The sequence below is a fragment of the Magnetococcales bacterium genome, assembly GCA_015231175.1.
Taxonomy (GTDB): domain Bacteria; phylum Pseudomonadota; class Magnetococcia; order Magnetococcales; family DC0425bin3; genus HA3dbin3.
The window spans coordinates 1-26,203 of record JADGBZ010000049.1; the positions used below are offsets into that span (position 1 = coordinate 1).

23 protein-coding genes and 1 tRNA gene are annotated in these 26,203 nt (G+C 57.3%); 18 read left to right on the forward strand and 6 right to left on the reverse strand.

What is annotated here, in order from left to right:
* The first annotated feature begins 239 nt into the window (after nucleotides 1-239).
* The 7 genes from HQL63_10710 (at nucleotide 240) to HQL63_10740 (ending at nucleotide 9,081) form a co-directional block, all read left to right on the forward strand.
* Nucleotides 240-1,217, forward strand: coding sequence for a GGDEF domain-containing protein (locus HQL63_10710; protein MBF0177298.1), 978 nt, complete (start codon nucleotides 240-242; stop codon nucleotides 1,215-1,217).
* A gap of 150 nt (nucleotides 1,218-1,367) precedes the next feature.
* On the forward strand, nucleotides 1,368-1,853 hold the full coding sequence (locus HQL63_10715; protein ID MBF0177299.1) for a cyclic nucleotide-binding domain-containing protein: 486 nt from the start codon (nucleotides 1,368-1,370) through the stop codon (nucleotides 1,851-1,853).
* Nucleotides 1,854-1,879: 26 nt separating this feature from the next.
* Entirely contained in the window at nucleotides 1,880-3,193 is a 1,314-nt protein-coding gene (locus HQL63_10720; protein MBF0177300.1) for a glutamyl-tRNA reductase, read from the forward strand.
* A 2-nt stretch (nucleotides 3,194-3,195) separates the two neighbouring features.
* Nucleotides 3,196-4,281, forward strand: coding sequence for a peptide chain release factor 1 (gene prfA, locus HQL63_10725; GenBank protein ID MBF0177301.1), 1,086 nt, complete (start codon nucleotides 3,196-3,198; stop codon nucleotides 4,279-4,281).
* Entirely contained in the window at nucleotides 4,278-4,610 is a 333-nt protein-coding gene (locus HQL63_10730) for a hypothetical protein (protein ID MBF0177302.1), read from the forward strand. The genes prfA and HQL63_10730 overlap by 4 nt, the downstream gene beginning before the upstream one ends.
* A gap of 81 nt (nucleotides 4,611-4,691) precedes the next feature.
* Nucleotides 4,692-7,970: a transporter substrate-binding protein gene (locus HQL63_10735; protein MBF0177303.1), complete on the forward strand. Its 3,279-nt coding sequence runs from the start codon at nucleotides 4,692-4,694 to the stop codon at nucleotides 7,968-7,970.
* Nucleotides 7,954-9,081 (forward strand): response regulator, encoded by a 1,128-nt coding sequence (locus tag HQL63_10740; protein ID MBF0177304.1) that lies wholly within the window; start codon nucleotides 7,954-7,956, stop codon nucleotides 9,079-9,081. Before HQL63_10735 ends, HQL63_10740 begins: the two co-directional genes overlap by 17 nt.
* Here HQL63_10740 and dapE read toward each other — a convergent pair.
* Both dapE and HQL63_10750 read right to left on the reverse strand, forming a co-directional pair.
* Nucleotides 8,993-10,156, reverse strand: a complete 1,164-nt coding sequence (gene dapE, locus HQL63_10745) for a succinyl-diaminopimelate desuccinylase (GenBank protein MBF0177305.1) — start codon at nucleotides 10,154-10,156, stop codon at nucleotides 8,993-8,995. The genes HQL63_10740 and dapE overlap by 89 nt on opposite strands.
* Before the next feature lie 27 nt (nucleotides 10,157-10,183).
* Complete coding sequence (locus HQL63_10750) at nucleotides 10,184-11,161, reverse strand: GDP-L-fucose synthase (GenBank protein ID MBF0177306.1); 978 nt, start codon at nucleotides 11,159-11,161, stop codon at nucleotides 10,184-10,186.
* Nucleotides 11,162-11,740: 579 nt separating this feature from the next.
* Here HQL63_10750 and fliQ point away from each other — a divergent pair.
* The 6 genes from fliQ (at nucleotide 11,741) to HQL63_10780 (ending at nucleotide 17,594) form a co-directional block, all read left to right on the forward strand.
* Nucleotides 11,741-12,010: a flagellar biosynthesis protein FliQ gene (fliQ, locus tag HQL63_10755; protein ID MBF0177307.1), complete on the forward strand. Its 270-nt coding sequence runs from the start codon at nucleotides 11,741-11,743 to the stop codon at nucleotides 12,008-12,010.
* Between the two features lie 242 nt (nucleotides 12,011-12,252).
* Complete coding sequence (gene fliR / locus HQL63_10760) at nucleotides 12,253-13,047, forward strand: flagellar biosynthetic protein FliR (GenBank protein MBF0177308.1); 795 nt, start codon at nucleotides 12,253-12,255, stop codon at nucleotides 13,045-13,047.
* A 51-nt stretch (nucleotides 13,048-13,098) separates the two neighbouring features.
* Complete coding sequence (gene flhB, locus HQL63_10765; GenBank protein ID MBF0177309.1) at nucleotides 13,099-14,178, forward strand: flagellar biosynthesis protein FlhB; 1,080 nt, start codon at nucleotides 13,099-13,101, stop codon at nucleotides 14,176-14,178.
* Nucleotides 14,178-14,621, forward strand: coding sequence for a regulatory protein RecX (locus HQL63_10770; GenBank protein MBF0177310.1), 444 nt, complete (start codon nucleotides 14,178-14,180; stop codon nucleotides 14,619-14,621). The genes flhB and HQL63_10770 overlap by 1 nt, the downstream gene beginning before the upstream one ends.
* A 27-nt stretch (nucleotides 14,622-14,648) precedes the next feature.
* Nucleotides 14,649-17,282 (forward strand): alanine--tRNA ligase, encoded by a 2,634-nt coding sequence (gene alaS / locus HQL63_10775; protein MBF0177311.1) that lies wholly within the window; start codon nucleotides 14,649-14,651, stop codon nucleotides 17,280-17,282.
* 9 nt (nucleotides 17,283-17,291) lie between these two features.
* On the forward strand, nucleotides 17,292-17,594 hold the full coding sequence (locus HQL63_10780) for a hypothetical protein (protein ID MBF0177312.1): 303 nt from the start codon (nucleotides 17,292-17,294) through the stop codon (nucleotides 17,592-17,594).
* A 183-nt stretch (nucleotides 17,595-17,777) separates the two neighbouring features.
* Here HQL63_10780 and hcp read toward each other — a convergent pair whose 3' ends face one another.
* Nucleotides 17,778-19,097, reverse strand: coding sequence for a hydroxylamine reductase (gene hcp / locus HQL63_10785; GenBank protein MBF0177313.1), 1,320 nt, complete (start codon nucleotides 19,095-19,097; stop codon nucleotides 17,778-17,780).
* A 393-nt stretch (nucleotides 19,098-19,490) separates the two neighbouring features.
* Between hcp and HQL63_10790 the strand changes: the two genes are divergently transcribed.
* Both HQL63_10790 and HQL63_10795 read left to right on the forward strand, forming a co-directional pair.
* A complete protein-coding gene (locus HQL63_10790; protein MBF0177314.1) occupies nucleotides 19,491-20,213 on the forward strand; it encodes a Crp/Fnr family transcriptional regulator in 723 nt (240 codons plus the stop codon).
* A complete protein-coding gene (locus tag HQL63_10795; GenBank protein ID MBF0177315.1) occupies nucleotides 20,210-20,497 on the forward strand; it encodes a YggU family protein in 288 nt (95 codons plus the stop codon). Before HQL63_10790 ends, HQL63_10795 begins: the two co-directional genes overlap by 4 nt.
* A 135-nt stretch (nucleotides 20,498-20,632) precedes the next feature.
* On the opposite strand, the gene trxA is transcribed toward HQL63_10795, so the two are convergent.
* Nucleotides 20,633-20,962: a thioredoxin gene (trxA, locus tag HQL63_10800; GenBank protein MBF0177316.1), complete on the reverse strand. Its 330-nt coding sequence runs from the start codon at nucleotides 20,960-20,962 to the stop codon at nucleotides 20,633-20,635.
* Nucleotides 20,963-21,184: 222 nt separating this feature from the next.
* On the opposite strand from trxA, the gene HQL63_10805 reads away from it, so the two are divergent.
* Nucleotides 21,185-21,261: transfer RNA gene (locus HQL63_10805), tRNA-Arg, on the forward strand.
* A gap of 11 nt (nucleotides 21,262-21,272) precedes the next feature.
* Here HQL63_10805 and HQL63_10810 read toward each other — a convergent pair.
* Together HQL63_10810 and thiD are read right to left on the reverse strand one after the other, a co-directional pair.
* Nucleotides 21,273-21,479 (reverse strand): type II toxin-antitoxin system RelE/ParE family toxin, encoded by a 207-nt coding sequence (locus HQL63_10810; GenBank protein ID MBF0177317.1) that lies wholly within the window; start codon nucleotides 21,477-21,479, stop codon nucleotides 21,273-21,275.
* A gap of 27 nt (nucleotides 21,480-21,506) precedes the next feature.
* Nucleotides 21,507-22,322 carry a bifunctional hydroxymethylpyrimidine kinase/phosphomethylpyrimidine kinase gene (thiD, locus tag HQL63_10815; protein MBF0177318.1) on the reverse strand — a complete coding sequence of 272 codons (816 nt, stop codon included), beginning with the start codon at nucleotides 22,320-22,322 and terminating at the stop codon, nucleotides 21,507-21,509.
* Nucleotides 22,323-22,628: 306 nt separating this feature from the next.
* Between thiD and HQL63_10820 the strand changes: the two genes are divergently transcribed.
* Complete coding sequence (locus HQL63_10820; protein MBF0177319.1) at nucleotides 22,629-24,215, forward strand: phosphoglycerate dehydrogenase; 1,587 nt, start codon at nucleotides 22,629-22,631, stop codon at nucleotides 24,213-24,215.
* Nucleotides 24,216-24,261: 46 nt separating this feature from the next.
* A complete protein-coding gene (locus HQL63_10825) occupies nucleotides 24,262-26,061 on the forward strand; it encodes a hypothetical protein (GenBank protein ID MBF0177320.1) in 1,800 nt (599 codons plus the stop codon).
* Nucleotides 26,062-26,203 lie beyond the last annotated feature (142 nt).

The following is a 26,203-nucleotide window of genomic DNA, read 5'->3' on the forward strand; positions in this document are numbered from 1 at the left end:
TGAAAAACTGGGATGGAGGTCCAGGAGGAAGGGCTGCGCCCTTCCTCCTGGTGGGATTCGGGGCAAAGCCCCAACAAGAAGGCTTTGCATGTCTGTCCATGCGACCCGGGAAATCAAATCTGGCAACGAAAAATTGTCCTTGCAATGAGATGCATCTCGGTTATTAGCTTCCGGGTGCGTTTTTGGTTTGTTGAGGTCATGCTAGCTGTCACGCCAGAATTTGCGTCGAGGGGTTTTCCATGGATGCACCGATGCAGAGTGCCGGTTGTTTTTCCGGAAATGAACTTGAAAAGATTGAAATATTCCGTGGATTGGCGCCGGAGAAGGTACAGGAGATCCTCGACTCCGGAAGCATTCGGAAGATCAAGTCAGGCGAACTTCTTCTCTCCCCGTTGGTTGCCAACGGTTTTTGGTATATTGTGCTGGAGGGAGAGTTTTCGGTTCACATCGAGTCTCTGGATACCCCGTCCATCCGCACACTGGGGCGAGGGAGTTCCATGGGCGAAATTTCCGTCATGGATGATACACGTCCTTCGGCCTATGTACAGGCCCTGGGAGAGTGCGTTGTTGTGGCGCTGGATCGAGAGACCGCATGGTCGTTGGTGGACCGCATCAACGGCCTGAGTCAAAACCTTTTGCGCATGCTTGCCCAATGGTTGCGTACCAACAACGATCATATCGTGCAGACACGGCGTGAAGTCGGACAGCTCCACAACGAAATCCGGACGGATGGGTTGACGGGAGTTTTCAACCGGCGTTGGCTGAACGAATCCTTGAGCCGCCACCTGGAGCGCGCCGCCCAGGGCGCCATGCCCCCCTTGACTCTGATTATGCTGGATGTGGATCATTTCAAAAGATACAACGACAGCCAGGGGCATCATGGCGGGGATTGTGCCCTGATCGCGTTGGCCCGTACTTTGGCGCAATATGTTCGGCCTCAGGATTTTGTCGCCCGGTACGGCGGGGAGGAGTTTTCCGTGGTGTTACCCGAGACCAGCCTGGAAGAGGCCCGTGCCGTGGCCGAACGTCTGTTGCTGGCCATTCGTGCAACCACTGTCCTTTTGGATGATGGAACACCCCTGCCTTCCATTACCGCATCCATGGGTTTGGCACAAAGTGGCCTTGAGCAGACACGAACCCGGGAAGGGTTGATTCAGGCAGCGGATGCCCAGCTCTATCGGGCCAAGGAGGGGGGCCGCAACCGGGTCTGTGGGTAGGCTTCGGGCACTGGATATGGAAGCCTTTATCAGGGCTTTGCCCCGAACCGCATCAGGACGCTGTCCTGGATCTGCCAGGGAGCCAGCCCCCTGGATCCCGATTCGTGGTCGGGTGATGAAGAGTTACAACTTTTGAAAGGAAATAATTGTATGGTTCCTGTCACGTCACTCCAAGACAAGGAGCTCTTTGGCGGCTTACGCCAGGCCGCACTGGAGCAGCTGGCCAATCACTGCAAAATTGTTGATTTCAAGGATGGCGCCCGGATCATGAGTTCTTTTTCGGGGGAGAGAATCGATCAGATCCTGTTGTTGCTTCGCGGCAAGGTGATGGTGGCCAAAAAATTCATGGATGTCGCCTCAGCCAAGGATATTTCATTCCAGCATATCGACAGCGAAATTTATGGCGAGATCGGTTGGTTGCTGGAAACGCCTCCTTCGGCGGAACTTCTCAGCTCCGGCAACAGCCGCTTTCTGGTTGTCGACGGAAAGAGATTGCGCGAACTTTGCCAGGAAGATACGGAGTTTGGCAGGGAGTTTTATCGTCGGCTGGCCATTGTTTTGGCCAGGCGCACGATCAACCTGACGGATTTAAGCAAGATCGTCGGCGAAGAGAAGCCGATGGTCTTTGATTTTTGAACCCGACTTGCCACAGGCAAGTCCCCATGAAAATCGCCGTTCTGGGACTTAATCATCAGACTGCTCCCGTCGCCTTGCGGGAGCAGATCGCTTTTGACGCCGACGCCTTGCCGGCGCACTTGGCTTCCCTGGTTGCCCTGGATGGCGTTGCGGAAGGTGTTGTCCTTTCCACCTGCAATCGTGTCGAGGTTTATCTCGCCAGCCGAAAGTTGGATGTGGCTATTGCGGAGGTTCGCGACTGGTTGGCCGCGACAAACCGGGTGGTGTTGGAACAACTTTCTCCCCACCTGTATACCTTCCAGGATGCTGCGGCGATACGTCACGGTTATCGCGTGGCAGCCAGTCTGGACTCCATGATGGTGGGGGAACCCCAGATTCTTGGCCAGATGAAGCAGGCCTACCACAATGCAGCCTCTTTCCACGCCACCGGCCCCATTCTGAACAAATTTTTTCACCAGGCTTTCCGGGTGGCCAAGCGGGTGCGCAGTGAAACGGCCATTGCCGAAAATGCCGTTTCGGTGGCCTATGCGGCGGTGACGTTGGCCCGGAAGATTTTTGGCGGGTTGGAAGGCAAGATCTGCCTGCTGATCGGGGCAGGGGAGATGTGCGAGTTGGCGGCGCGGCACCTGACGGCGCAGGGCATTGCCCATGTCCTGGTGACCAATCGGACCTTGCAGCGGGCCGAAACCCTTGCGGCATCCTTCGCTGGTCATGCTTTTCCTTTGGAGCAGTTGGCGGACAACCTCGACCGCGCTGATATTGTCATCTCTTCGACCGGCTCCACCTCCTATCTGGTTGATGTTCCGATGGTCCGGGCGGCGTTGAAACGTCGGCGGCAGCGTCCGATGTTTTTCATCGATATTGCCGTTCCCCGGGATTTGGATCCCCGGATTGCCGAGGTGGAGAGCGCCTTTCTTTATGACATGGACGATCTCAACCGTATCGTCGAGCGCAACCGTCAGGAGCGCCATCAGGCCACCGAGGCAGCCGATCAGATCATTGCTGAGGAGGTGCCTGTTTTTGCCGCATGGATTGACGCGCTGGGGGTTTTTCCCACCATCATTGACTTGCGCCGCCGCCTGGAGGAAATTCGCGACGCCGAGGTAGCCCGGGTCACTGCCAAATGGCCGGGATTGACCGATCCGGACCGCAAGCGGGTCGAAGAGTTGGCCCGTCTGTTGGTCAACAAGATTTTGCACACCCCGACCAGCCGCCTGCGGCAACTGGGGGCGCGGCGGGACGGAGAGACCTTTGTGGACGCTGCCCGGCAGATTTTTGCCCTGGATGCCACCTTTGCCACCGAAACTTCCGCCAACGATGGTACCGATGATCTGGAGTGAGCATGGCCCTGTTTGATCAACTCATCGTCATGACGCGCCGCCACGCCGAATTGGCGGATCGTCTTGGTCAGCCTGCCACCATGGCGGATTCGGCCCTGTTTGCCCGGTGCAGCAAGGAGTTTGCCGAGCTGGATCCGGTGGTGGAGGGGTGGCGGGGATATCAACGTCTGGAGCAGGAGGTCCGGGAGACGGAAGCCATGCTGGCCGATCCCCACGCCGATCCTGACCTTCGGCAAATGGCCCGCGAGGAAGCGGATCTTCTCAAACATCGCCTTGAGGCCCATTTGGCCCAACTGCGCATCATGCTCATTCCGTCCGATCCCAACGACGACAAAAACGTCATCCTGGAGATTCGCGCCGGCACGGGCGGGGAGGAGGCGGCTTTGTTTGCCGCTGACCTGTTCCGCATGTATGCCCGTTTTGCCGAATCCCGTTCCTGGCGGGTGGAAATTCTTGCCAACAATCCCACCGCCCTGGGTGGCGTGCGCGAGGTGATCGCCATGATTTCCGGCCATGGCGCCTATTCGACTTTCAAGTTTGAATCCGGGGTGCATCGGGTGCAGCGGGTTCCCACCACCGAAGCGGGTGGCCGCATCCACACATCCGCCTGCACCGTGGCCATTCTGCCCGAGGCCAGCGCTGTGGATGTGGTGGTGGATGAAAAGGATTTGCGCATCGATGTGTATCGCTCATCGGGTCCAGGGGGGCAGAGTGTCAACACCACCGATTCGGCGGTGCGCATCACCCACCTTCCCACGGGTTTGGTGGTCACCTGCCAGGACGAAAAGTCCCAGCACAAAAACAAGGTGAAGGCCATGAAGGTTCTCACCGCCCGTCTTTACGACCGGGAACAACAGGCTGCCAATGACGAACGGTCCCAACAACGCCGTACCCAGGTTGGTTCGGGAGATCGTTCGGAGCGTATCCGGACTTACAATTTTCCGCAAAACCGCCTGACCGATCATCGTATCAATTTGACTCTGCACAAACTTGACGCCGTTCTGTCCGGTGATTTGGCTGAGGTGGTGGATGCCTTGGCAACGCACCACCAGGCTGAGTTGTTGAGCCGTCTGGGGGAGGAGGCATGAACAAAAACGTGCGTCCCATGCCCATCACCATCATCTGTTTTTTCGGCTTTCTGAGCGTGCTTGCCACGATGGTCATCATTGCGTCTGGATGGCATCGGGGTGGTGGTGGTTGGTATCCGTATTTCATGGGTCTGTCCGCCGGCGTCGGGTTGATCAGCTTTGTGGGCCTGTGGAGGATGCAAAGATGGGCCGTATACACCTATGCCGGCCTGGTTGTGACCAATCAGATTGTTTTGTTGTCCATGGGAGTCTGGGGGGTTGCATCCCTGATTCCGCTTGTGGTTCTCGGGGTGGCCTTTGCCTATCGGGGAAAAATGGCCGGAGGCTGATCGGACATTTTTGGCAAGGGCGCTGAAAGGGACATCTTTCTCCTTGAAAGAGCGAAAAATTTGATCTGATGGGCTCCATGAATGACAAAAACACGTAAAGACAATGCGGTCGTGTTGGGTCTGATGTCTCCCCTGACCGGTCTGGCGGGCATGTACGGCGCCGAGATCACGATGGCCGCGCAGGTGGCTGCCATGGAGGTGAACGAAAACGGGGGTGTGTTGGGCAGACCGTTGCGCCTGGTGATCGAAGATGATGGCTCTTTGCCCCAGAGCGCGATCAAGGCTGCCGAGCGACTGATCGAACATCATGGCTGCACAGCCATGATCGGCACTCTTTTGTCCAATTCACGCATTGCGGTGGCCTACCGGGTGGCCGAACCCAGAAGGGTGCCCTTGCTGAATTATTCATTCTATGAGGGAAGCATCCTCAGCCGTTATTTTTTTCATTTTGCAGCGCTGCCCAACCAGCAGATTGGAAAAATGATACCGTACATGAGGGAAAAATACGGTCCGAGGATGTTTTTTGCGGGCAACAACTATGAGTGGCCACGAGGTTCGATCGATGCGGCCAAAGAGGCCTTGCTGTTGGCCGGGGGTGAAGTGGCAGGCGAGGAGTATCTGCCCATCGGCGTGACGTTGGAGAAGATTGACGCGCTGTTGCAGCAGGTGGCCGAATCGGAAGCCAATGTGTTGGTTCCCTATTTTGCCGGAGCCGATCAACTCATGCTGCTGACCCGGTTTTCGGCGCTTGGTCTCAAGAAACGAATGGCCGTGGTCATGGGACATTTCGATGAGATCATGGCCAGCCATTTGCCTGCGGAAGTGCGTGAGGGGTGTTACTCAAGCAATACTTATTTCATGTCTGTTGCCACTGAAGAAAACAAGCTCTTTCTCGATCGGTTGGCCGCCATGCCGGGAATCACCGGATTATGGCCCCAGGGAAACGGCATTCTCACCAATTTTGGCGAAGGTGCATACTTGTGCGCCAAGGCTTTTGCCCAGGCAGCCAACCATGCCGGCACACTGGAGACCGAGGCTCTGATCGATTCCCTGGAGAGGCTGTCTGTCACCGGTCCCCAGGGGAGCATCCTCATGGACCCGATGACGCATCACGCCAAAGTCAACACCTTTCTGTCGCGTTGTCATGCCGACGGCTCATTTGAAATCATCACGAAGTTTGGTCCCGTTGATCCGGTCATGCCCGAACGCTACAACCATTTACGGATCGATGCGCGGGCTGCACGGGAAGAGGATATCCGCCTTCAATCGCGCATGCTGGAATACATGGTCGAAGGCGTATGTCTTGTGCGCACGCAGGATGGCGTCATAACCTATGCCAATCGGGGATTTGAAAAAATCTTCGGTCATGAGCGGGGAGAGATCATCGGTCAGCCCATTGCGGCGACCTGCGCGGGTACAAGCCAGGCCGTTGATGCGATCGTCCGGCAAATCGAGGCGCATCTGCATCGCAAAGGAGTCTGGGAGGGGGAAGTTCGGAACATCAGAAAGGATGGAACCCCTTTTTGGGGGCATGTCTCCATCACCACTTTGGCGCACGCCGAATTTGGTGAAGTGTGGATGGCCATTTTTCAGGATATCACTGGCCGCAAGCAGGTCGAAGAGGAGTTGTGCCACTATCGGGACAACCTGGAAAAGATCGTTCGGGTCAGGACCGAAGAGTTGGAGCAGGCACGGGATGCAGCCGAGTCGGGCGCTCGCGCCAAGGAGACTTTCCTGGTCAACATGAGCCATGAAATCCGCACACCCATGAATGGGGTGTTGGGCATGGCCGAGTTGATTCTGAAAACCCCCCTCACGGAACGGCAGCGCCATTATGTCCAAACCATCCAGCATTCCGGATGCACCCTGCTGAGGATCATCAATGATATTCTTGATTTTGCAAAAATTCAGGATGGTCGGTTGTTTCTGGAGGTGCTGCGTTTCGACCTGGACGAGGTGCTCGGAGATGTGTGTGACATCTTTTTGCAAGAGGCGCAGCGAAAAGGCATCGAGTTCCACTTCGATTGGTTCCATGAGGGAAAGAATCATTTGTTGGGAGACCCTTATCGACTCAGTCAGATTCTGTTCAATCTGTTGGGCAATGCGATCAAGTTTACCGATCAGGGGTCGGTTGGTTTGACGATGAATATCGTCGAGGATCGCGATGCGGATATCGTGCTGCGTTTTTGCGTGACGGATACGGGAATCGGCATCTCTGCCGATTATCAAAGCCGGATGTTTCAGAACTTTTCCCAGGAAGATCCTTCGGTGGCCCGCCGGTTTGGGGGGAGCGGGCTTGGCCTCGCCATCACCCGGCAGTTGGTGTCGCTCTTCCATGGAGATTTGTGGTTGGAGAGTGAACCCGGTCGCGGATCGAAGTTCTGGTTTACAGCTCGATTTGGCAAGCAACAACAGGGGGATATCCGGGAAATTGCGAATTGGAACCGGAACCGGAATCAGCTGGCTCTCTTACCGGAAAACAGTCATTTCACGGGGCGGGTTCTGCTGGTGGAGGATCATCTTGTCAATCAGGAAGTGGCGATGACGATGTTGGAGCAGTTTGGATGTTTCGTCACCATCGCGGTCGATGGTCAGCAGGCGCTGACTTTGGTGCGCGAGACGGTTCCGACTTTCGACATCATTTTCATGGATTGCGAAATGCCGATTCTGGATGGTTTCGAGACAACCAGACGCCTGCGTCAATGGGAAAGACAGACAGGGAGGTTGCCGATTCCCATCATCGCCCTGACCGCCCATGTCTTGCAGAAGAGCCGACGCCAATGCGAGGCAGCCGGTATGAACGACTTTCTGCACAAGCCACTGAGTCAGGCGGACCTGGGAGCTGTATTGCATCGCTGGTTGCCCCACGATATCGTGAACGATGTGGGAGCCGGAGATGTGGTTTCCGGTCCACCGGTCGCCACTCCTCATGGCGTGACGCAACCGGAAGGCGTTGAAGGGAAGAAGGAAGAGTCGGCAGACGAGGTTCTGGATCCGGTTATCGTGGGACGCATTCTGGATCTGTCCCGGAAGGGCGCCGCCGGATTGCTGGGCAAAATGGTGGAACACTATTTGGCGCGCACCCCGGAGTTGCTGGATACTCTGAAGCAGGCCATCGAGCGGGAGGATGCCGAGGGGGTGCGCGTTGCGGCGCATACCCTGAGATCCTCCAGTCTTACCATGGGGGCTGTCCGTCTGGCCGAATGGGGACGGATCATGGAGTCCGGGCATGCGGACTTTTCATTGGTACGCCAGCATTTTCAACGAAGTGAGACCCTGTTTGCCGAGGTCGGGCAGGCATTGACGGCATTGTGTTCCGCATCTTCGCCGGGAGGTTTTCCTCATGCAACAGACCGATGAGCTGCCACATCCTCTGGTATTGATCGTGGATGACGAATTTCTGCAACGTCTTCCCATGCGAGAAGCGCTGGAACAGGGGGGCTTTCGCGTGGTTGAAGCCGAGGATGGGTTGCAGGCCTGGCAGATGTTGCGGCAGGAGCTGCCCGACGTGGTGATTACCGATGTGGTCATGCCCGGGATGGATGGGTTCGTACTGTGCGAGACCATCCGCCGGCAGAAAAAATTGCGGCACCTGCCCATTGTGTTGGCCACCTCTCTGGATGATCTGATTTCCATCGAGCATGCCTATCAAACGGGAGCCACGGATTTTATCACCAAGCCGATCAACTTCGGGTTGTTGGGGCATCGGATGCGATACATTCTGCGGGCTGCGCGTACCGCCCAGTCCCTGGCGGAACGAGAGCTGGAACTGCTGCGCACCAGGCAGGAGATCATTCGGCGGCTGGGGCAGGCGGCGGAATACCGGGATAACGAAACCGGAAAACACATCCAGCGCATGAGCCACTATTCCTCCCTGATCGGACGGGCATCCGGTCTGGACGCGCACGACCAGGAGTTGTTGATGCAGGCCTCCCCCATGCATGATGTCGGCAAGATCGGCATTCCGGACAGCATTCTGCTCAAACCGGGAAAATTGACCGATGAGGAGTTCACGGTCATGAAGACCCATACCCTGCTTGGCGGGCAATTGTTGGATGCAGAACCTTCATTGCTGATGCGTACCGCGCACACCATCGCCCTGTCGCATCATGAACGATGGGATGGAAGCGGATACCCGAACGGTCTGAAAAGAGAAGAAATTCCTCTGATGGGTCGTATTTGCAGCCTGGCAGATGTCTTTGATGCGTTGACCTCCAAACGTCCCTATAAACAACCCTGGAGCGTCGGAAGAGCCGTCGAGGAAATCAAGAGATGTTCGGGCGCCGCATTTGATCCAAACCTGGTGCGGATCTTTTGTGAAATTTTGCCAGAGATATTGAAAATAAAGGATAATTTTCCTGAACCGGATGAAGTCGAACCGGTCAATCTATTTTCGGAAAGATTTCCTGGAGCAGGCGATGATACACCCGGGTCAGTCGCTCCAGGTCGGCGATGGGGCACTGTTCGTTGATTTTGTGCATGGTGGTTCCGACCAGGCCGAATTCGACGGTCTGAGGGCAGACCCGGGCAATGAAGCGCGCATCGGAGGTGCCGCCACCGGTGGAGAGTTGTGGATCCGATCCTGTGGCAGCCTGCACTGCCCGGCGCAAGGCGGCGAGAAAAGAACCTCCAGAGGTTTGGAAAGGGAGCCCGGTCACGGCGAGGTCAAGGGTATAGGTCAGACGGGCATCCTCGGCTGCCACAGCGGTATCGAGGATCTGCCGCAGGGTGCGTTCCAGGGTGCCCGGGGTTTGCTCGGTGTTGAAACGAATGTTGAAGGCCGCCATCAGGCCATCCGGAATGACGTTGGTGGCCGGACCACCGGCCTGGATGGAGGTCAGTTGCAGGCTGGTCGGGGAAAAATCGGCGTTGCCGGTATCGAACACATGGTGGACCAGGGGGGCCAGGAGGGTCACAGCGGCATGGATGGGGTTGATGGCCAGATGGGGATAGGCCACATGGCCCTGAATGCCTTGCACCCGCAGGCGACCGTTCAGGGAACCACGGCGGCCATTTTTGATGCCATCACCCAGGGTGGCTGTGCTGGTGGGTTCACCCACCAGGCAATAGTCCAGTTTTTCACCACGGGCGCCGAGCCACTCCAGGATGCGGACCGTGCCATCCACGGCATCTCCCTCTTCGTCACCCGTGACCAGGAAGGAGAGCGAGTTGTCGCGGGCAAAGTCGGGACGTTCGGCAAGGAACCGTGCCGTGGCGGTCACCATGGCTGCCAGGGCCCCTTTCATGTCGCAGATTCCCCGGGCGATGAGCTGGCCATCCAGGATCGTGCCGGCAAAGGGGGGGGCCTGCCAACGCTCCTGATCCCCGGGGGTGACGACATCCGTGTGGCCGGCGAAGCAAAAATTTTGTCCGGTGTGGCCCAGTCGGGCGTAAAAATTTTCCACCTGGCCGAATCGGCAGCGATGGATGGCAAATCCCATGGCTTCGAGATGACGCAGCAAAATCTCCTGGCACCCGTGATCGCTGGGCGTGACGGAAGGGGATTGTACCAGGTCAATGGCCAGGGCAACGGGATCGGGAAGCATGGCAGCAACCTGTGGCAGGCGGTACATCTATTGTCTGAGAGAGTCCTGATTTTCCAGGAACCATTGGTAGGTTTGGCGCAACCCTTCAGCCAGGGAAATTTGGGCCTGCCACCCCAGCGCGGTCAGTTTGGCGACATCCAGGCGTCGGCGGGGCGTCCCATCGGGTTGGCTCAAGTCGAAGCGCAGTTCGCCTTCGTAGCCAATGGCTTGTTTGACCAGCATGGCCGCTTCGGCGATGGTTACATCCTGGCCGCTGCCGATGTTGAGGAAGCAGCATTCTGGTCTGGTGACCTGGGCGAAGGGTTCGTCCGGGATCTGCATGACGAAGACTGTAGCAGCCGCCATGTCGTCCACATGGAGAAATTCCCGGCTGGGGCGACCGCTTCCCCAGATCTCCACACTGGGTCTCCCCTCCAGTTTGGCCTGATGGCACTTGCGCAGCAACGCCGGCAGGACGTGGCTGTTTTGGGGGTGAAAATTGTCGAAAGGTCCGTACAGATTGGTCGGCATGACCGACCGGTAACGGGTACCATACTGACGGTTGTAGGATTCACACAGCTTGATACCGGATATTTTGGCCAGGGCATAAGGTTCGTTGGTCGGCTCCAGGATACCCGTGAGCAGATCTTCCTCCCGGATGGGGACATGGGCAAATTTGGGGTAGATGCAGGCACTGCCCAGAAAGATCAGGCGCTGCACCCCGGCGCGCCAGGCCTCATGGATGACATTGGCCTCGATCATTAAATTTTGATATATGAATTCAGCAGGATAGGTGTTGTTGGCGTGGATGCCGCCCACTTTTCCGGCGCAGAGTATGACATGGTCGATTTTTTCATGCCGGAAAAAGGCGCGCACGGCATGTTGGTCCACAAGATCCAACTCGGCGTGTGATCGTGTGACGAGGTTGTCGAATCCTTGTGCCCGCAGGCAGCGAACGATTGCCGTACCCGTCATTCCCGCGTGGCCTGATACGTAAATCCGGGAGTTTTTGTCGATGGGTGTCATACCGGCTCCGGGGTAGTTTTTGGCGTATGGGTGCGTGGGGAGAGTGGGAACTTGTGTTGCAAGGTGTTTTGGAGCAGTCTGTTCTGCATGGTTTCACCTTGCGTGCCACTCCTGGAACGTACCTCATTTGGGTACAACCTGCAACGAATCGGTCCAGGGGGGGGGAAGCCCTGACAGAGCCGTAACTGTTCGGCACCCGGCAACGAATCGGGGTCCAGGGGGCTGGCTCCCTGGCGGGTCAAGGGCAGAGCCCTTGCGGGGTCCGGGGCAGCGCCCCGTTTTGTTTTTGTACGCCCCCCTTCTCCCAGGCCTTTTTTGCGCTGTTTGCAAAAAAGGCCCAAGGGGCGGGCCTTGGTCCGCCATCTGGCGCGTCTTTTTGCGCCAGATGGCGGACACATTGCAGGTTTGTAAAACCAGGGGTTAACAGCATGCGATTGTCCATGCGATTGCCCATGCGATTGCCCTGGACATGCGTGCCTCGGGAAAATGGTGCCAAACGGTTCCAGCTGGGTTAGTATGCCGGCAGGCCGCATGCTGGCAGGTTAGTTGCCGTGGCGCACGGAAGGAGTGATCTGGGTCATGACCCCTGAAGTCGTGCAAAATCTTGTTATTGAAGCGATCAGGATTGCCTTGCTGATCTCCGCGCCCATGCTGCTGACGGCGCTGGTGGTGGGTATCGTCATCTCCCTGTTTCAGGCGGTGACCCAGATTCAGGAGATGACTCTGACCTTCATTCCCAAAATTTTGGCCACTTTTTTCGCCTTGATCCTGACCTTGCCCTGGATGATGATGAAATTGACCGACTATTTTCGCAGTTTGTTGGAATCCGTTCCCCAATTGATTGGTTAGAGACCGGACTGGCGACCATTCAGCACCCGTAACTGTTCAGAACCTTTTCAAAAAAGGCTTGGGCATGAAAGCCTTTGTCAGGTTTTTTTTTCAAAAAAGGCCTGGGTATGAAAGCCTTTGTCAGGGCTTTGCCCCGAACCCCACCACGACTCTGTTCTGGACCTGCCAGGGAGCCGGTCCCCTGGACCCCGATGCGTGGTTGGGTGATGAATAGTCACTCGGACTGAAGCAAGGAGTTCCGCATGGATCCTGCCGCGCTCATGGATTTCCTGGGGCTCTCCACGGGTGAAGTGGACCGGATGCTTCTGGTCATGACCCGTATCAGTGGTTTGTTTTTGGCGGCCCCTTTTTTTTCACGTTCTGCGGGGCCGGTTCGCATCCGGGTGGTGTTGATTCTGGCTTTGACCATCGTGATTTTTCCTTTGGTACCGCCCTGGTCTGGTGAGGGCAAGGGTGATGCGGGAGCCATGGTTCTGGCCGGTGCTGGCGAAATGTTAATCGGCGCCATGATTGGCCTGATCACTCAGTGGGTTTTGATTGCGGCGCAACTGGCCGGCAACCTGATTGGTTTCGAGATGGGACTCTCCATGGCGCAGATCATGGACCCCACGTCGGGCATGCAGGAGAACGTTGTTTCCAACCTTCTCTATTTTGTGGGGCTGATGTTGTTTTTGATGGTGGATGGTCACCATATGCTTTTGGAGGGGATCATTCGTTCCTTCAAGGTGGTGCCGCCGGGGTCGGGCATGCCGGATGGGCAGGTTTTTCTTCAGACAGGTCTGGCCGGTGTGGTGCGGTTGTTTCGTTTGGGGTTCATGATTGCCGCTCCGATGCTTGTTGCCTCCAAGTTGCTCTACATTGGTATGGGTCTGATCAATCGTGCATCGCCCCAGATGCAGGTTTTTTTCATGGCCATGCCCCTGGCTCAACTGCTTGGATTTTTAATCCTCGGGTTATCCATGGCCATTTACTCCGACATCATGGCCAAGGAAATTCGGGCCTTTATTTCTCTGGCTTTCAGGTTTGTGGGCATGTAGGCCCCGCACACAACCACCGGCGCGTGACACGGGAAGAGGGAGTTTCCAAGCATGGCAGGTGACGCCGACAACGACGCAAAAACCGAAGCCCCGACCTCCAAACGTCTTCAGGAGGCCAGGGACAAGGGGCAGACTGCCAATTCCCGGGAGGTGCCGACCGCCCTGATTCTCCTTTCCGCCCTGACGCTTTTCATTTTTCAGGGGCCGGGTTTGTGGGAGGCGTTGCGGGGAAAGATGGCCTTTTTTTTGAGTGGTCAGATCCACGATGACCTGACCGAGGCCGGCGTCATCGCCTTGTTGCGGGATGTCCTGACTCTGGTGTTGGGGGACATGGGGCCTTTTTTTGCCGTATTCATTGTGGCGGGTATTGCCGCTTCGATTATTCAACATGGTTGGATGTTCACTCTTCAACCATTGGCGCCCAATTTTTCCAAGGTCAATCCATTCAGTGGACTGAAACGTCTCTTCTCGATGCAATCCGTGGTCGAACTTTTCAAGTCCATCATGAAGATGAGCCTGGTGTCGATCGCCGTTTACCTGGGCATCAAGGACAGCAGCCTACAAGTTCTCACGCTTACCAACAGCGATGTGCCGACGGTTTTGGCCGTGTTGATGAACGACTCTCTGGCCATCCTCTGGCGGGTGACATTGGCTTTTCTGATTCTGGCGTTTATTGACTTTTCATATCAAAAGTTCAATTATATTAAAGGATTAAGGATGACCAAGCAGGAGATCAAGGACGAACTGCGCCAGACGGAAGGTGATCCCATGCTCAAGGGTCGCATCCGGCAGGTGCAACGGGAGATGGCGCAGCGCCGCATGATGCAGGAGGTTCCCAAGGCGGACGTCGTCATCACCAACCCGACCCATTATGCGGTGGCCTTGCGTTACACGCCTGGCGAAATGTTGGCCCCCAAGGTGGTGGCCAAGGGGGTGGATGCCGTTGCCAGTCGCATTCGGACCATAGCCGGAGAGAACAAGGTTCCTTTGGTGGAGAACCCCCCGTTGGCGCGGACCCTTTTCAAGGATGTGGATCTGGATCAGACCATTCCGCCGGATTTGTTCAAGGCGGTGGCGCAGGTGCTGGCCTATGTGTTCAGCCTGCGAGGGAAACGGAACAGGGTGGGTTGATGGACGCCACCCACGTTTATGATTTGGCTTTGCGCTGTTTGGCGCAGCGCCCCCATGGCATTCAGGAGTTGACCCGCAAGTTGCATCGCAAGGGTGCTCCTCGGGAGTTGGTGGCGCAGGCCATTGCGCGGTGTTTGGAGCAAGGCTATCTGAATGATGCCGCCTTTGCCGAGGCGTTGACCCGTGACCGCATGCGGAATCGGCAATGTGGGCCGTTGCGGGTGCGTGCCGACCTGCGCGCCCGTGGGGTTGCGGAGGCCGATGCCGCCACCGCTCTGGAAAACTTTCTTGTAGCCACCGATCTGGTTACCCTGGCCAGGGCTGCGCGGGACAAACGGTTCGGCTCTGTTCCACCTTCCGACCGGGTGTCTTTGAAGAAACAGTACGATTTTCTCGTGCGGCGCGGGTTCGATGCCGATACCATCTGGCAGCTTTTGGGTTGATCTGCAACGGGGAGATTTGTGGTGGGAATGACCGGAAGTGATATTCGCCGAAGATTTGTGAGCTTTTTTGAACGCCATGGTCACCGGCCTGTAGCCTCCTCGGGCCTGGTGCCGCGCCATGACCCGACCCTGCTTTTCACGAATGCCGGCATGGTGCAGTTTAAAAATTTGTTTCTGGGGCAGGAGCGACGTGATTACACCCGGGCGGTGACGGTGCAAAAGTGTGTCCGGGCCGGCGGCAAGCACAACGATCTGGAGAATGTCGGGCGCACCCCGCGTCATCACACCTTTTTTGAGATGCTTGGCAACTTCTCTTTCGGCGATTACTTCAAGGCCGATGCCATTCCTCTGGCCTGGCAGTTTGTTACGGGAAAGCTGGGTATACCTCCCGAGAGGCTGCTGGTCACGGTTTACGCCGAAGACGATGAGGCGTGGCAGTTGTGGCGGGAGAAGGTGGGGTTGCCGAGCGACAAGATCATTCGTATCGGTACCAGCGACAATTTTTGGTCCATGGGGGAGACCGGTCCCTGTGGGCCCTGTTCGGAAATTTTTTATGATTATGGACCCGAAGTGGCGGGCGGTCCTCCCGGTTCTCCGGATGGGGACGGGAATCGTTTTGTGGAGATCTGGAACCTGGTTTTCATGCAGTTCAACCGGGATGCCGGGGGCCATTTGACGCCACTTCCCAGCCCCTGTATCGACACGGGTGCCGGGCTCGAACGCATGGCAGCCGTGGTGCAGGGGTGTACCAGCAACTTTGACACGGATCTTTTTCAGCCCTTGTTGCGGGCCGCCGCCGCCCGTTGCGGCATCGACTATGCCACATGCAGCGAGACGGAGCGGATCTCGTTGCGGGTCATTGCCGACCATGTACGGGCTGCCGGTTTTTTGATTGCCGATGGTGTTCTGCCCGCCAATGAGGGGCGAGGTTATGTCCTGCGCCGCATCATGCGTCGTGCCATGCGGCATGGTCGCATGCTGGGTCTGGAGCGGCCTTTTTTGCATGCCCTGACGGGAACGTTGGCCCAGACCATGGGGGAGACCTATCCGGAGTTGGTTGCCCAGGGGGCGACCGTGGCCATGGTGGTGGAAAATGAAGAGAAGCGGTTTGCCACCACACTGGGATCCGGGTTGAAGCTTTTGGACCAATCTTTGACTGGTTTGACGGCGGGTGGCGTCCTGGATGGCGAGGCCGTTTTCACGCTTTACGACACCTATGGCTTTCCCACCGATCTGACCGCCGACATTGCCCGTGACCGGGGCATCACTCTGGACATGGACGGTTTCAACGACCGCATGAATGCGCAGAAGAAACGTGCGCGTGCTTCCTGGTCGGGTTCGGGGGATCTCCGGGTGGCTGGTTTGTATCACGAGTTGCTGGAGAGTTGTGCCGCGACCGAATTTCTTGGCTACGATGCTGATTCCGCCCAGGGCATGTTGCAGGCCATCATGCTGGACGGTGTGCGTGCGGAGCGTGTCGTTGCCGACCAGGAAGCACAGATTGTGGTCAATCAGACCCCATTTTATGGTGAATCCGGCGGACAGGTGGGAGATACGGGTGTCATCACGGCCCGGAATGGCCGTTTTGAGGTGTTGAATACCCAAAAACCGCTGCCTGGTCTTTTTGTGCATCATGGTCGCATGCTTCAAGGCGCCCTGGCAGTTGGCGACGATCTGACCCTGGAGGTGAATGCCAAGCGCCGCAACATCATTCGTCTGCACCACTCCGCGACCCACCTGTTGCAGCATGCCCTGCGCCAGGTTTTGGGGGGACATGTCAAACAGGCGGGATCCATGGTTTCAGCGGAGCGACTCCGCCTGGATTTTTCTCACTTCCAGGCCATGACGCCCGAGGAGATTGACCGGGTGGAAGATATGGTCAATGCCGCCATTTGGGCCAACGATCCCCAGCGCACCACGGTCATGACGCCGGAGGAGGCTGTTGCCATCGGCGCCATGGCCCTTTTTGGGGAAAAGTATGGTGAATCGGTCCGTGTGGTCCGCATCGGCGAATCCTTGGAACTGTGTGGCGGCACCCACGTTGCCCAATCCGGCGAGATTGGCGTCATGCGCATCGTTGCCGAAAGCGCTGTGGCAGCCGGGGTGCGTCGCATCGAAGCCGTTTGCGGTCCCGTGGCCCGCCGCAGCTTTGTCCAGGATGGCGAGGAGCTGAAAAAGGTTGCCCGCCTCCTGAAGGTGGGTGTCTCTCAGGTGGTCGAGGGGGTGGAGAAGCTTTTGGCTCGGCAGAGGGAGCTGGAACGTCATCTTGAAAAGGCCAAATCCGCCATGTCCGGCAATATTGTCGATGATCTGCTGGGCCAGGTGCGTACCGTGGCGGGCTTTCCTCTGCTTGTAGCACGGGTGGAAGGGGTGGATCCCAAGGGGTTGCGCGACCTTTGTGATCGTCTCAAGGAGAAGCTTCCCTCCGCTGTGATCCTGCTGGGTGTGGCGGCGGAGGGGAAGGTCTCCGTTTTGGCAGGCGTTACGTCTGATCTCACGGCCAAAATCAAGGCTGGTGATCTGGTGCGTTTTGTGTCAGAAAGGGTGGGTGGCAAAGGGGGGGGGCGCCCCGACATGGCCCAGGGGGGCGGCACGCGCCCCGAACAGCTCAACGAAGCCCTGGCTGCCCTTCCCGCCTGGATTGAAAACAAGGAAAAGTGAGGATCCGCCATGAACGCACCGCCTGAAAGCGCTTCTCTCGGCAAGGAAAATTGCCCCCATTGCCAACAGGTATTGAAAAGATGGTTGGCGCCCCCCATCAATTTTTCCGATGGTCTCGGCTATGGCGCCGATGCCCTCCTGGTTTGCTTCAACGATACGTGCCCGGTCTATGTCGACGGGTGGAATACCATGTTCGATCGTTACGGACGGATCGGTTCCATGCGCTTCTGGTCCAACCCTCAAGATGGCGACAAAGGTGTTCTTCCCGTGGCGCACAAGGATGCCTTGCGGGGGGATATCGTCGAGGAGTGATGACCGCAGCCATGCGGTTTTGGACATGAAAGCCTTTGTCGGGGCTTTGCCCCGAACCCCACCAGGAGGAAGGGCGCAGCCCTTCCTCCTGGACCTCCATCCCAGTTTTTCAATCGTAAGCCTTTGTCGGGGCTTTGCCCCGAACCCCACCAGGAGGAAGGACGCAGCCCTTCCTCCTGGACCTCAGGCAGCTTGTGCAATCAGCAACCGCTCCAAATCCTCTTCAACCTTTCCGGTCAAGGTGAGATTGAAATTTTTCACCAGGAAGTCAAGAATGGCATCGTTGACAAACTGGGGGGCCTTGGGACCAATGTGAATGTTCTTGATCCCCAGACTCAACAAGCCCAGCAGGATGATCACGGCCTTCTGTTCCATCCAACTCAACACGATGGCCAAGGGCAATTCAGCCATGGGTGTCTCCAAGGCCGCACTGAGCCCCTGGGCCAAATGAATGGCGCCATGGCTGTCGTTGCACTGCCCCAGATCCAGATACCGAGGCACGCTTGTTCCGGGCACGGTTCCAAAGTCGATGTCGTTGAAGCGAAACTTGCCACAGCTTGAGGTCAGAATGACACAATCCCCCGGCAGGCTTTGCGCCATCTCCCGATAGTAGTCCCCCCCCCGGCCCGGGGAATCACATCCTGCAATGACGAAAAACTGGCGGATCCGCCCCTTTTTGACCGCATCCACCACGGCTGGAATCACGCCTGTGATGCCCAGATGGTGGTGACCGGTCCGCAAGGTGGCGTCAGAGGTGAAACCCGTGACTTGGGGCAACGCCAAGGTGTGCTGGATCAAAGGTCCAAAATCGTTGTCCACCACCTTGCGAATGCCGTCCAGTCCGGTCACCTTGTAACCGTAAATGCGCTCACCGTAAGTGTTGCCCTTCTTCAAGGGCACGATGCAGTTGGTGTTGACCACCAGGGTTCCCGGCCACTTCTCCATCAATTTGCTCTGGTCGTGCCAGGCTCCACCCACGTTTCCCTTGAGATGAGGAAATTTTCTCAATTCAGGATAACCATGGGCGGGAAGCATCTCCGAGTGGGTGTAGACGTTGACGCCACGCCCCTCGGTAGCCTCCAGAAGCCCCTTGAGCATGGAGAGATTGTGCCCGGAAACCAGGATGGCATGCCCCTCGGCCCGATTCTGGCTCACGACTACCGGTGTGGGAACGCCCAGGGCAGCCGTGTGAGCCCCACTCAACAGGTCCATCGCCTGAATACCGGCAGAACCCACCTTCATCAACTGCCGGATATGGTCGTCAAAACTGAAATTGACGTTGGTCATGGTGAAGTACAAAGTCTCGCTGATCACATCATCGATGCCATGGGTATCGGCTCCCAACTCCCGAGCATGTTCCCGATAGGCGGCCAGCCCCTTGAGGCCATAGATCAAGGTATCCTGCAACCGGGCAATCACCGAATCCTTGCCGCAGGTTCCCAGATCCTGGCCGTTGGAGCCGCATCCATGGGGGGCGCTCATGGCGCACTGGTGACAAAACATCTCTAATGTGCTCTTTTCTTCCTTCTTCATGGTCAATCCCTCTGACAAAACGGACAGATCATGAATTGAAGCCGATCCGCCGGAATGAATGGGTGGCAAACCTGTTGTGTGCCACTGTCTGGGAGGGATCATGGGGCTAGCGACCCATGGCCGTGTTGATCCAGGTCATCGCTTGCCCTTTTTTCCGGGTATAGGTTCAACACCCACCTGTCAGCGCCCTTGCAAGAAAAGCCCGGGTATGGAAGCCTCTGTCAGGGCTTCGACCCAAACCCCACCAGGACTCCGTCCTGGACCTGCCAGGGAGCCAGCCCCCTGGACCCCGATTCGATGACCATCTCCCTTTCGCCACAAACCGGACAACCATGACAATGACGAGCATGCGGGGTGCTGCTTATGGACAACACGGAAAAACCTGGAGAATCAAACAGAGGCAGAAAGGGCATCAACCCCCTGGAACAGGTGCGCAGCAACCCGCTCTTTTCCTCTCTGAGTCAAGAGGCATGGGAGGGTCTGTTGCCCCATATGGCCACTCTCCGTCTCTCCCCTGGTCAGGCGGTTTTCTATCAAGGAGATCCTTTTCGTGGGTTTTTTGTCCTGCTCAGGGGAAGCGTGAAACTGTTTCGGCTTGCGGTGGATGGTCAGGAAAAGGTGATCGAGCTGATCCGGTCGGGCCAGACCTTTGCCGAAGCGATCCTGTTTTCCCGGGGAGCCCTCTACCCGGTCAGCGCCGAAGCCACCGAGGAGAGTCGCCTGCTGCACATCGCTGCCGCTCCCTACCGTAAAATTTTGGAAGATTCTCCCGAACTCTGTCTGAACCTGCTCTCCGGAATGAGCCAAAAACTCCATCAACTGGTATTGGAGATCGACCGGCTCACCCTGCAACACGCCCGGGAACGACTGCTCTCCTACCTGCTCCAGGAGGCCGGCTCCCAAGGCCTGGGAGAAAACATCGTCCACCTGCGAATGACCCGAAAGATTCTCGCCTCGCGCCTCTCGGTACAACCGGAGACCTTGTCACGTCTCTTCAAAATGTTGAAACAGGAAGGGCTTGTCGAAGAGAGTGGCAAGACTCTTCGTATCGTCGACATGGAGACCATGCGGAGAGCGTTGGAGTGAGCGACCACCTTTTGCCCATCCGCGTGCAACCCCGCGCCGCCCATGAAAAAATCATGGGTTTGCACGAGGGTCGTCTCAAGGTGGCCCTGCACGCCCCGCCGGTGGATAACGCCGCCAACCAGGCCCTGTGCGCACTCCTGGCCAAGGCCTTCCGGGTGCCCAAAAGCAACGTCAGCGTCATCAAAGGGGAAAAATCCCGCGAAAAACTGGTCAGAATCACCGGCGCCACCGACGCGGTCATTCAGAGTTTCAAACATCAATGGGGATTTCAAGAAAAGAAATAAAAATAACCTGAAACGATTGAAAAACTGGGATGGAGCTCCAGAAGGAAGGGCTGTGCCCTTCCTTCTGGTGGGGTTCGGGGCGAAGCCCCGACAAAATCTTTTATGTCCAAGCTTTGCTTGAACCAGTAAACCGGCTCAACCAATAGACTGCTCAACCCATTCGTAAAGTTTCGACTTGGGCAGGGCTCCCATCTTGGTCGCTTCAATCTTGCCATCCTTGAACAGCATGAGGGTCGGAATGCCCCGCACGCCATAACGGCCCGGCGAGCTGGGATTCTGGTCTATGTTCAGCTTGACGACCTTAAGCTTTCCTTTAAAATCAAGCGCCATGGCCTCAAGGGTCGGGGCAACCTGCTTGCAGGGACCACACCACTCGGCCCAAAAATCCACCAGGACTGGTAAATTCGACTTCAAGACATCCTGTTCGAACGTGCCGTCGGAGGAATCGACAATGTTCTCGCTCATTTCGGTCATGCTCCTTGTTCTGGTCTGGTTTCCGCCCGCAAAGCTTCCTAGGATGAATCGGTCCCATGACGTTGTCAAGATCCGGCAACGCCCCAAAACCACCCCCACTCCCCGCTTTACCATGACGCAAAAACCGCCCGGAAACCGGGTGGGATATCGCCACACAAGGGTTTACCTTTGACAGAGGTGGAAACCTTTCTGTAGGATGGCGCCTCCCCGAAAGCGCGGTTAGCTCAGCCGGATAGAGCGTTGGCCTCCGGAGCCAAAGGTCACAGGTTCGAATCCTGTACCGCGCGCCAATAAAAAAGGCTTACGCCATTGAAACGCCAAAGCCGGATGGCTTGGTGTGGCCGTCGACACACCCCTCTTGGTAAATGATGCGGAAATCGCCCTCACGGATGCGGTATGTGTCGCGTAATCGGGACAATTTCAGACACCTGGAAGGACGCGGATTCTCCCCAAGATGACGGATGGCTTGGACGATGCGGGCCTGGGTTTGCGCATCCAGCTTGCGTATTGATTTGGAAAAGTTGCACGCACTTCTTCAGAACGATTGAAAAGAGTGATGCCGCAACAAAAGCTGCCCGTGCCCCAGCGCATAACTTTCCGCTACGGCACGATGCACGAATGCGATGCCACGCGCAACGGCCTCCAGCATGGGCATCCCCTGGGCCAATCCCGTAGCCACGGCAGAAGCGAGCGTGCAACCAGTGCCATGAAAACCAGGTCCGGGACGCCGGGGCGAGGTAAACCAGTGCGACTCCTGGCCCGCGACAAGAAGGTCATGGATGATCTCTCCGGGTTGATGACCACCGGTCAACAAGATGCTGCCCCCGCCGCCTGCCAGTTTTTGGGCCGCCTGCTCCATGGTTGCCGGGGAGGTGATGACCATACCGGTAAGGGCCTCCGCTTCGGGTATGTTGGGCGTCAGGAGGGTGACCCGGGGCAGCAACGCCCTCACCAGGATCTCCATCCCCCCGTCCTGCAACAGGGAACCCCCACCGCCAGCCGCCAAAACCGGATCCGCCACCACGGGCACGTCGGGAATGTCGCGCAACACCTCGGCCACGGCGGCAACAATGCCGGGCGAGCCCAACATGCCCAGCTTGATGCAATCAACCCCCACATCCTGCAAAACAACCCGCATCTGCTGCACCACCCACGCCGGATCCAGCGGAAAAAAAGTGTAGAGCTGCCGGGTATCCTGGACCGTGATGGCCGTGACCGCCGTCATGGCGTGGCCCCCCAGGGCGGTTACGGTCTTCAGATCGGCCTGCAACCCGGCCCCGCCTACGGGATCCGATCCCGCCACGATCAAAACCCGTCCGCCATGCAGGGCGTTCATGGTAGTGCTTGTCATTTCCCTGCCGCCTGTGTTAGTGGATGTCACCCGGTTCCCGTCCCCCTCTTTCCCGTATTATGCCCGAAAGGGTTGATGGTTCGTAACTGATTCTGCATTTGCAACCATTCACCACCCGGCAACGCATCGAGGTCCAGGGGAGTGGCCCCCTGGCTGGGCCTGAGACGGAGTTCTGGTGGGGTTCGGGGCGAAGCCCTGACAAAGGCATCCATATCCAGGCCTTTTTTTGGAAGGGTGCTGAATCGCTACCTGCATTTTTTACTTTCATGGCAAAGCTTTTTTTGCAAGGATGCCGAGGAGAAAATCATGCCAAAAGTGTTGATCGCTGACAAAATGTCCCCCAAGGCCGAAGAGGTTTTTCGTGCCCGGGGTTTGGAAGTGGATTACAAGCCGGGCATCACGCCCGACGATTTGAAATCCATCATTGGCAACTATGATGGCGTGGCCATTCGTTCGGCAACCCGTCTGACGGCTGATTTGATCCAGGCAGGCAAAAGGCTCAAGGTGATCGGGCGGGCCGGCATCGGTGTGGACAATGTGGATATTCCCGCCGCATCCAAGCATGGGGTGATCGTCATGAACACCCCTTTTGGCAACACCGTCACGACAGCGGAACACACCATCGCCCTGACCCTGGCCGCTGCCCGGCAGATTCCGGCGGCCACCGCTTCGACCCGGCAGAGCAAATGGGAAAAAAGCCGCTTCATGGGTCGGGAGCTTTTCCACAAGACCCTGGGCATCATTGGCATCGGCAACATTGGCGCCCTGGTGGTGGAGCGGTTTCTCGGCCTCAAGATGCAGATTCTGGCCTATGACCCGTTCATCAGCAAGGAGCGCGCTGAAGACATGGGCGTGGAGTTGGTGGACAATCTCGACGCCTTCTGGCCCCGTATCGATGTGCTCACCGTTCACACCCCCATGACCCGCAACACGCGCCATATCGTCAATGCAGCCGCCTTTGCCTGCATGAAGGATGGCGTCATCATCGTCAACTGCGCCCGGGGCGGCATCATCGACGAGACCGCTTTGTATGATGCCCTCAAATCCGGCAAGGTCTACGCCGCCGCCCTGGATGTCTTTGAAAAGGAGCCGGCCAAGGATCATCCCCTCTTCGAGTTTGACAATGTGGTCCTGACCCCGCACCTGGGGGCCTCGACCCGTGAAGCGCAGGTCAATGTCGCCATCCAGATCGCCCAGCAAATCTCCGATTACCTTCTGAGCGGAACCATCCAAAACGCCCTCAACATTCCCTCCGTCTCCGAAGAGGAGCTGCCCAATTTACGGCCCTTCCTCAACCTGGCCGACAAACTGGGCACCACCCTCGGGCAACTTACCGAAGCCGGCGTCAAAAAAATTCACGTCTCCTACGAAGGCGAGGTGACCAAGCTCAAACTCAAGCCGATCACCAACACCATCCTCAACAGCATCCTCACCCCCATGTTGGAAACCGGCGTCAATCTGGTCAACGCCCCCCTTATTGCCGAAGAACGGGCCATCGAGGTGGTGGAGAGCGTGCATCCTCGTGCCCGGCAAGGGTTTACCTCCCTGATCAACGTTACCATCGTAACAGAGAAACGCGAGCGGTCCATCTCGGGCACGTTGTTCAACAGCATCCAACCCCGTGTCGTCTCCATGAACAACGTTCCCATCGAGGCCACGCCGGAAGGCAATCTTTTATTCATCGCCAACCAGGATGCGCCAGGGCTCATTGGTCGGGTCGGCACCATTCTGGGTGAGGCCGGGGTCAACATTGCCAACTTCCATTTGGGCCGCATGGCCGTAGGCGGGCACGCTATCGCTTTCATCAACGTCGATCAGGAAGTTCCCAACGCCATCATGGCGACGCTGGCGCGGGTAGAAAATGTCCTGGAGGTCAAGCAGGTGCGGTATTGAGTTGCGCTTTTCAGGGGTTTTTATGCACAGGAAAAATATTTCAATCGTGCAGCGGATTTTCCTGTTCCTGACCATCGTTGGATTTTTGGGCGCTTGCGGTGGTGGCGGGGATGGAGGCGGCAACAGTGGCATCACCGTTGATTTATGCAGCAGTGAGGGGATCAACTGCCCTGCGGCTCCATCCGCATCCAACACGGGCCGGTTCATCGATGCGCCTGTACAGGGTCTCAGTTATCAAACCACGCCGGGCAATTTGTCCGGAACGACCGATGGCAACGGTTCCTTCCGCTACAATCCCGGAGACACGGTGACCTTCAAGGTGGGCCAGGTCGTGCTGGGTCGTGCCACCGGGGCTGCCACGATCACCCCGATCACGCTGGGTGGGGCAGGCGCCACGGCAATGACCCCCAGTGTGGTCAATATCGCCAGTTTTCTGCAATCCCTGGATCAAAACGCCGGCAAAAGTTCCACCATAATCATACCATCGGCGGCACAAACGGTATTGGCGGACACAGCCAACTCCTGGCTGGTTACCAACCTGAACGCCGACTTTGCCCAAGGCGCCACGTCGGCCCATTTTGTCCGTGATCTCAACAATGTTGTCGCTCTTATCCCCGGAACGAACATCGTCAGTGCCCTGGCAGCGCAGACAGCCATGGTTGCATCTCTGACTGCCAACAACATCCCTGTATCCAGCACGTCCGCAAACACGGCAACGACCATAGCCAGCACTGGTCAACTTATGGATGCGCCCGTGCAGGGAGTCACCTATTCGACCCCCACCTTGTCGGGCGTAACGGACAGTCAAGGCACGTTTCAATACCATACCGGAGAGCCGGTATCTTTCAGTGTTGGCCAGGTTTTCCTGGGCAGTACGACAGGGGCATCCGTCGTTACCCCGATCTCCCTGGGCGGGCCCGGGGCGACATCCGCAACAGCTTCCGCCATCAATATAGCCACTTTTCTCCAATCCCTCGATCAAAACAAAGGGGGTGTGTCCAGTATTGTCATTCCCTCTTCTGTCGCTTCGGCATTGACGACAAGCAATCCAGTGCTCGGAGCCCATGTATCCGCGCTGAATGCGTCAAACAATTTGAGTTCAGTCTCCACCGTCATGCCTCATATTGTCAGCAGCGTCTCTTCGCTCTATCCCAACGGGGCGACCTCTGTCAGCGCATCATCGGCTCAAAATGCCATGATCGCCAACCTGACCGCCGGCAACGTCTCCCTGACCTATGCGCGGCCAACCTTTTCTTCCGTCAACTCCGGAACATACTCCGGAACCTATGCATCCGTCGCCAACAGCACCGGAAGTTCGCACGATTCCGGGACGTGGACCATGACCATCAACGCATACGGCGATGTCAGCGCCACCCTGGTGAGTGGCGGCACAGGCGGCTCCTCCACCAGCGCCACCGGTTATGTGGATGCCTCGTCCAACGTTTATATCTCCAGTGGCAGCCTGTACAAATATTTTGGAACCCTTCGTCCCAACAGCACCTTTCCCAGCGGCACGATATCCGGCTCGTTGAACGATGGTACGGATACCATCACCATCGAGGGTGATATATCCGGCAATTTCTCCACAACCTCCGTTGCGACAGTTGCCACAGGCATCTCTTCCGCCAATGGCACCAACGTCACGGCTTGTGGAACAACGCCCGTCGGCACCGGTTGCGTCACGGTTGCCAACTGCACCGACGGCGCCAACCTCATGCAGGGTGGCCTCCCATCGGGTTACACGATCACTTCCCTGGCGATTGCCTCCAAAGTCAATGCGACCTGTATGGTTACGGCGACCGCAACAAGTGCGACGGCAACCTTCACTTTGACCGGTACGCCCTGAGGTCAAAATATCGGGGTCCGGGGCAGCGCCGCGGTCCGGGGCAGCGCCGCAGTCCGGGGCAGCGCCCCGTGCTTTTTTTACGAATCCGGGTCCAGGGGGCTGGCTCCCTGGTGATGGGATGGACCCACCCCTCTTCAAATTC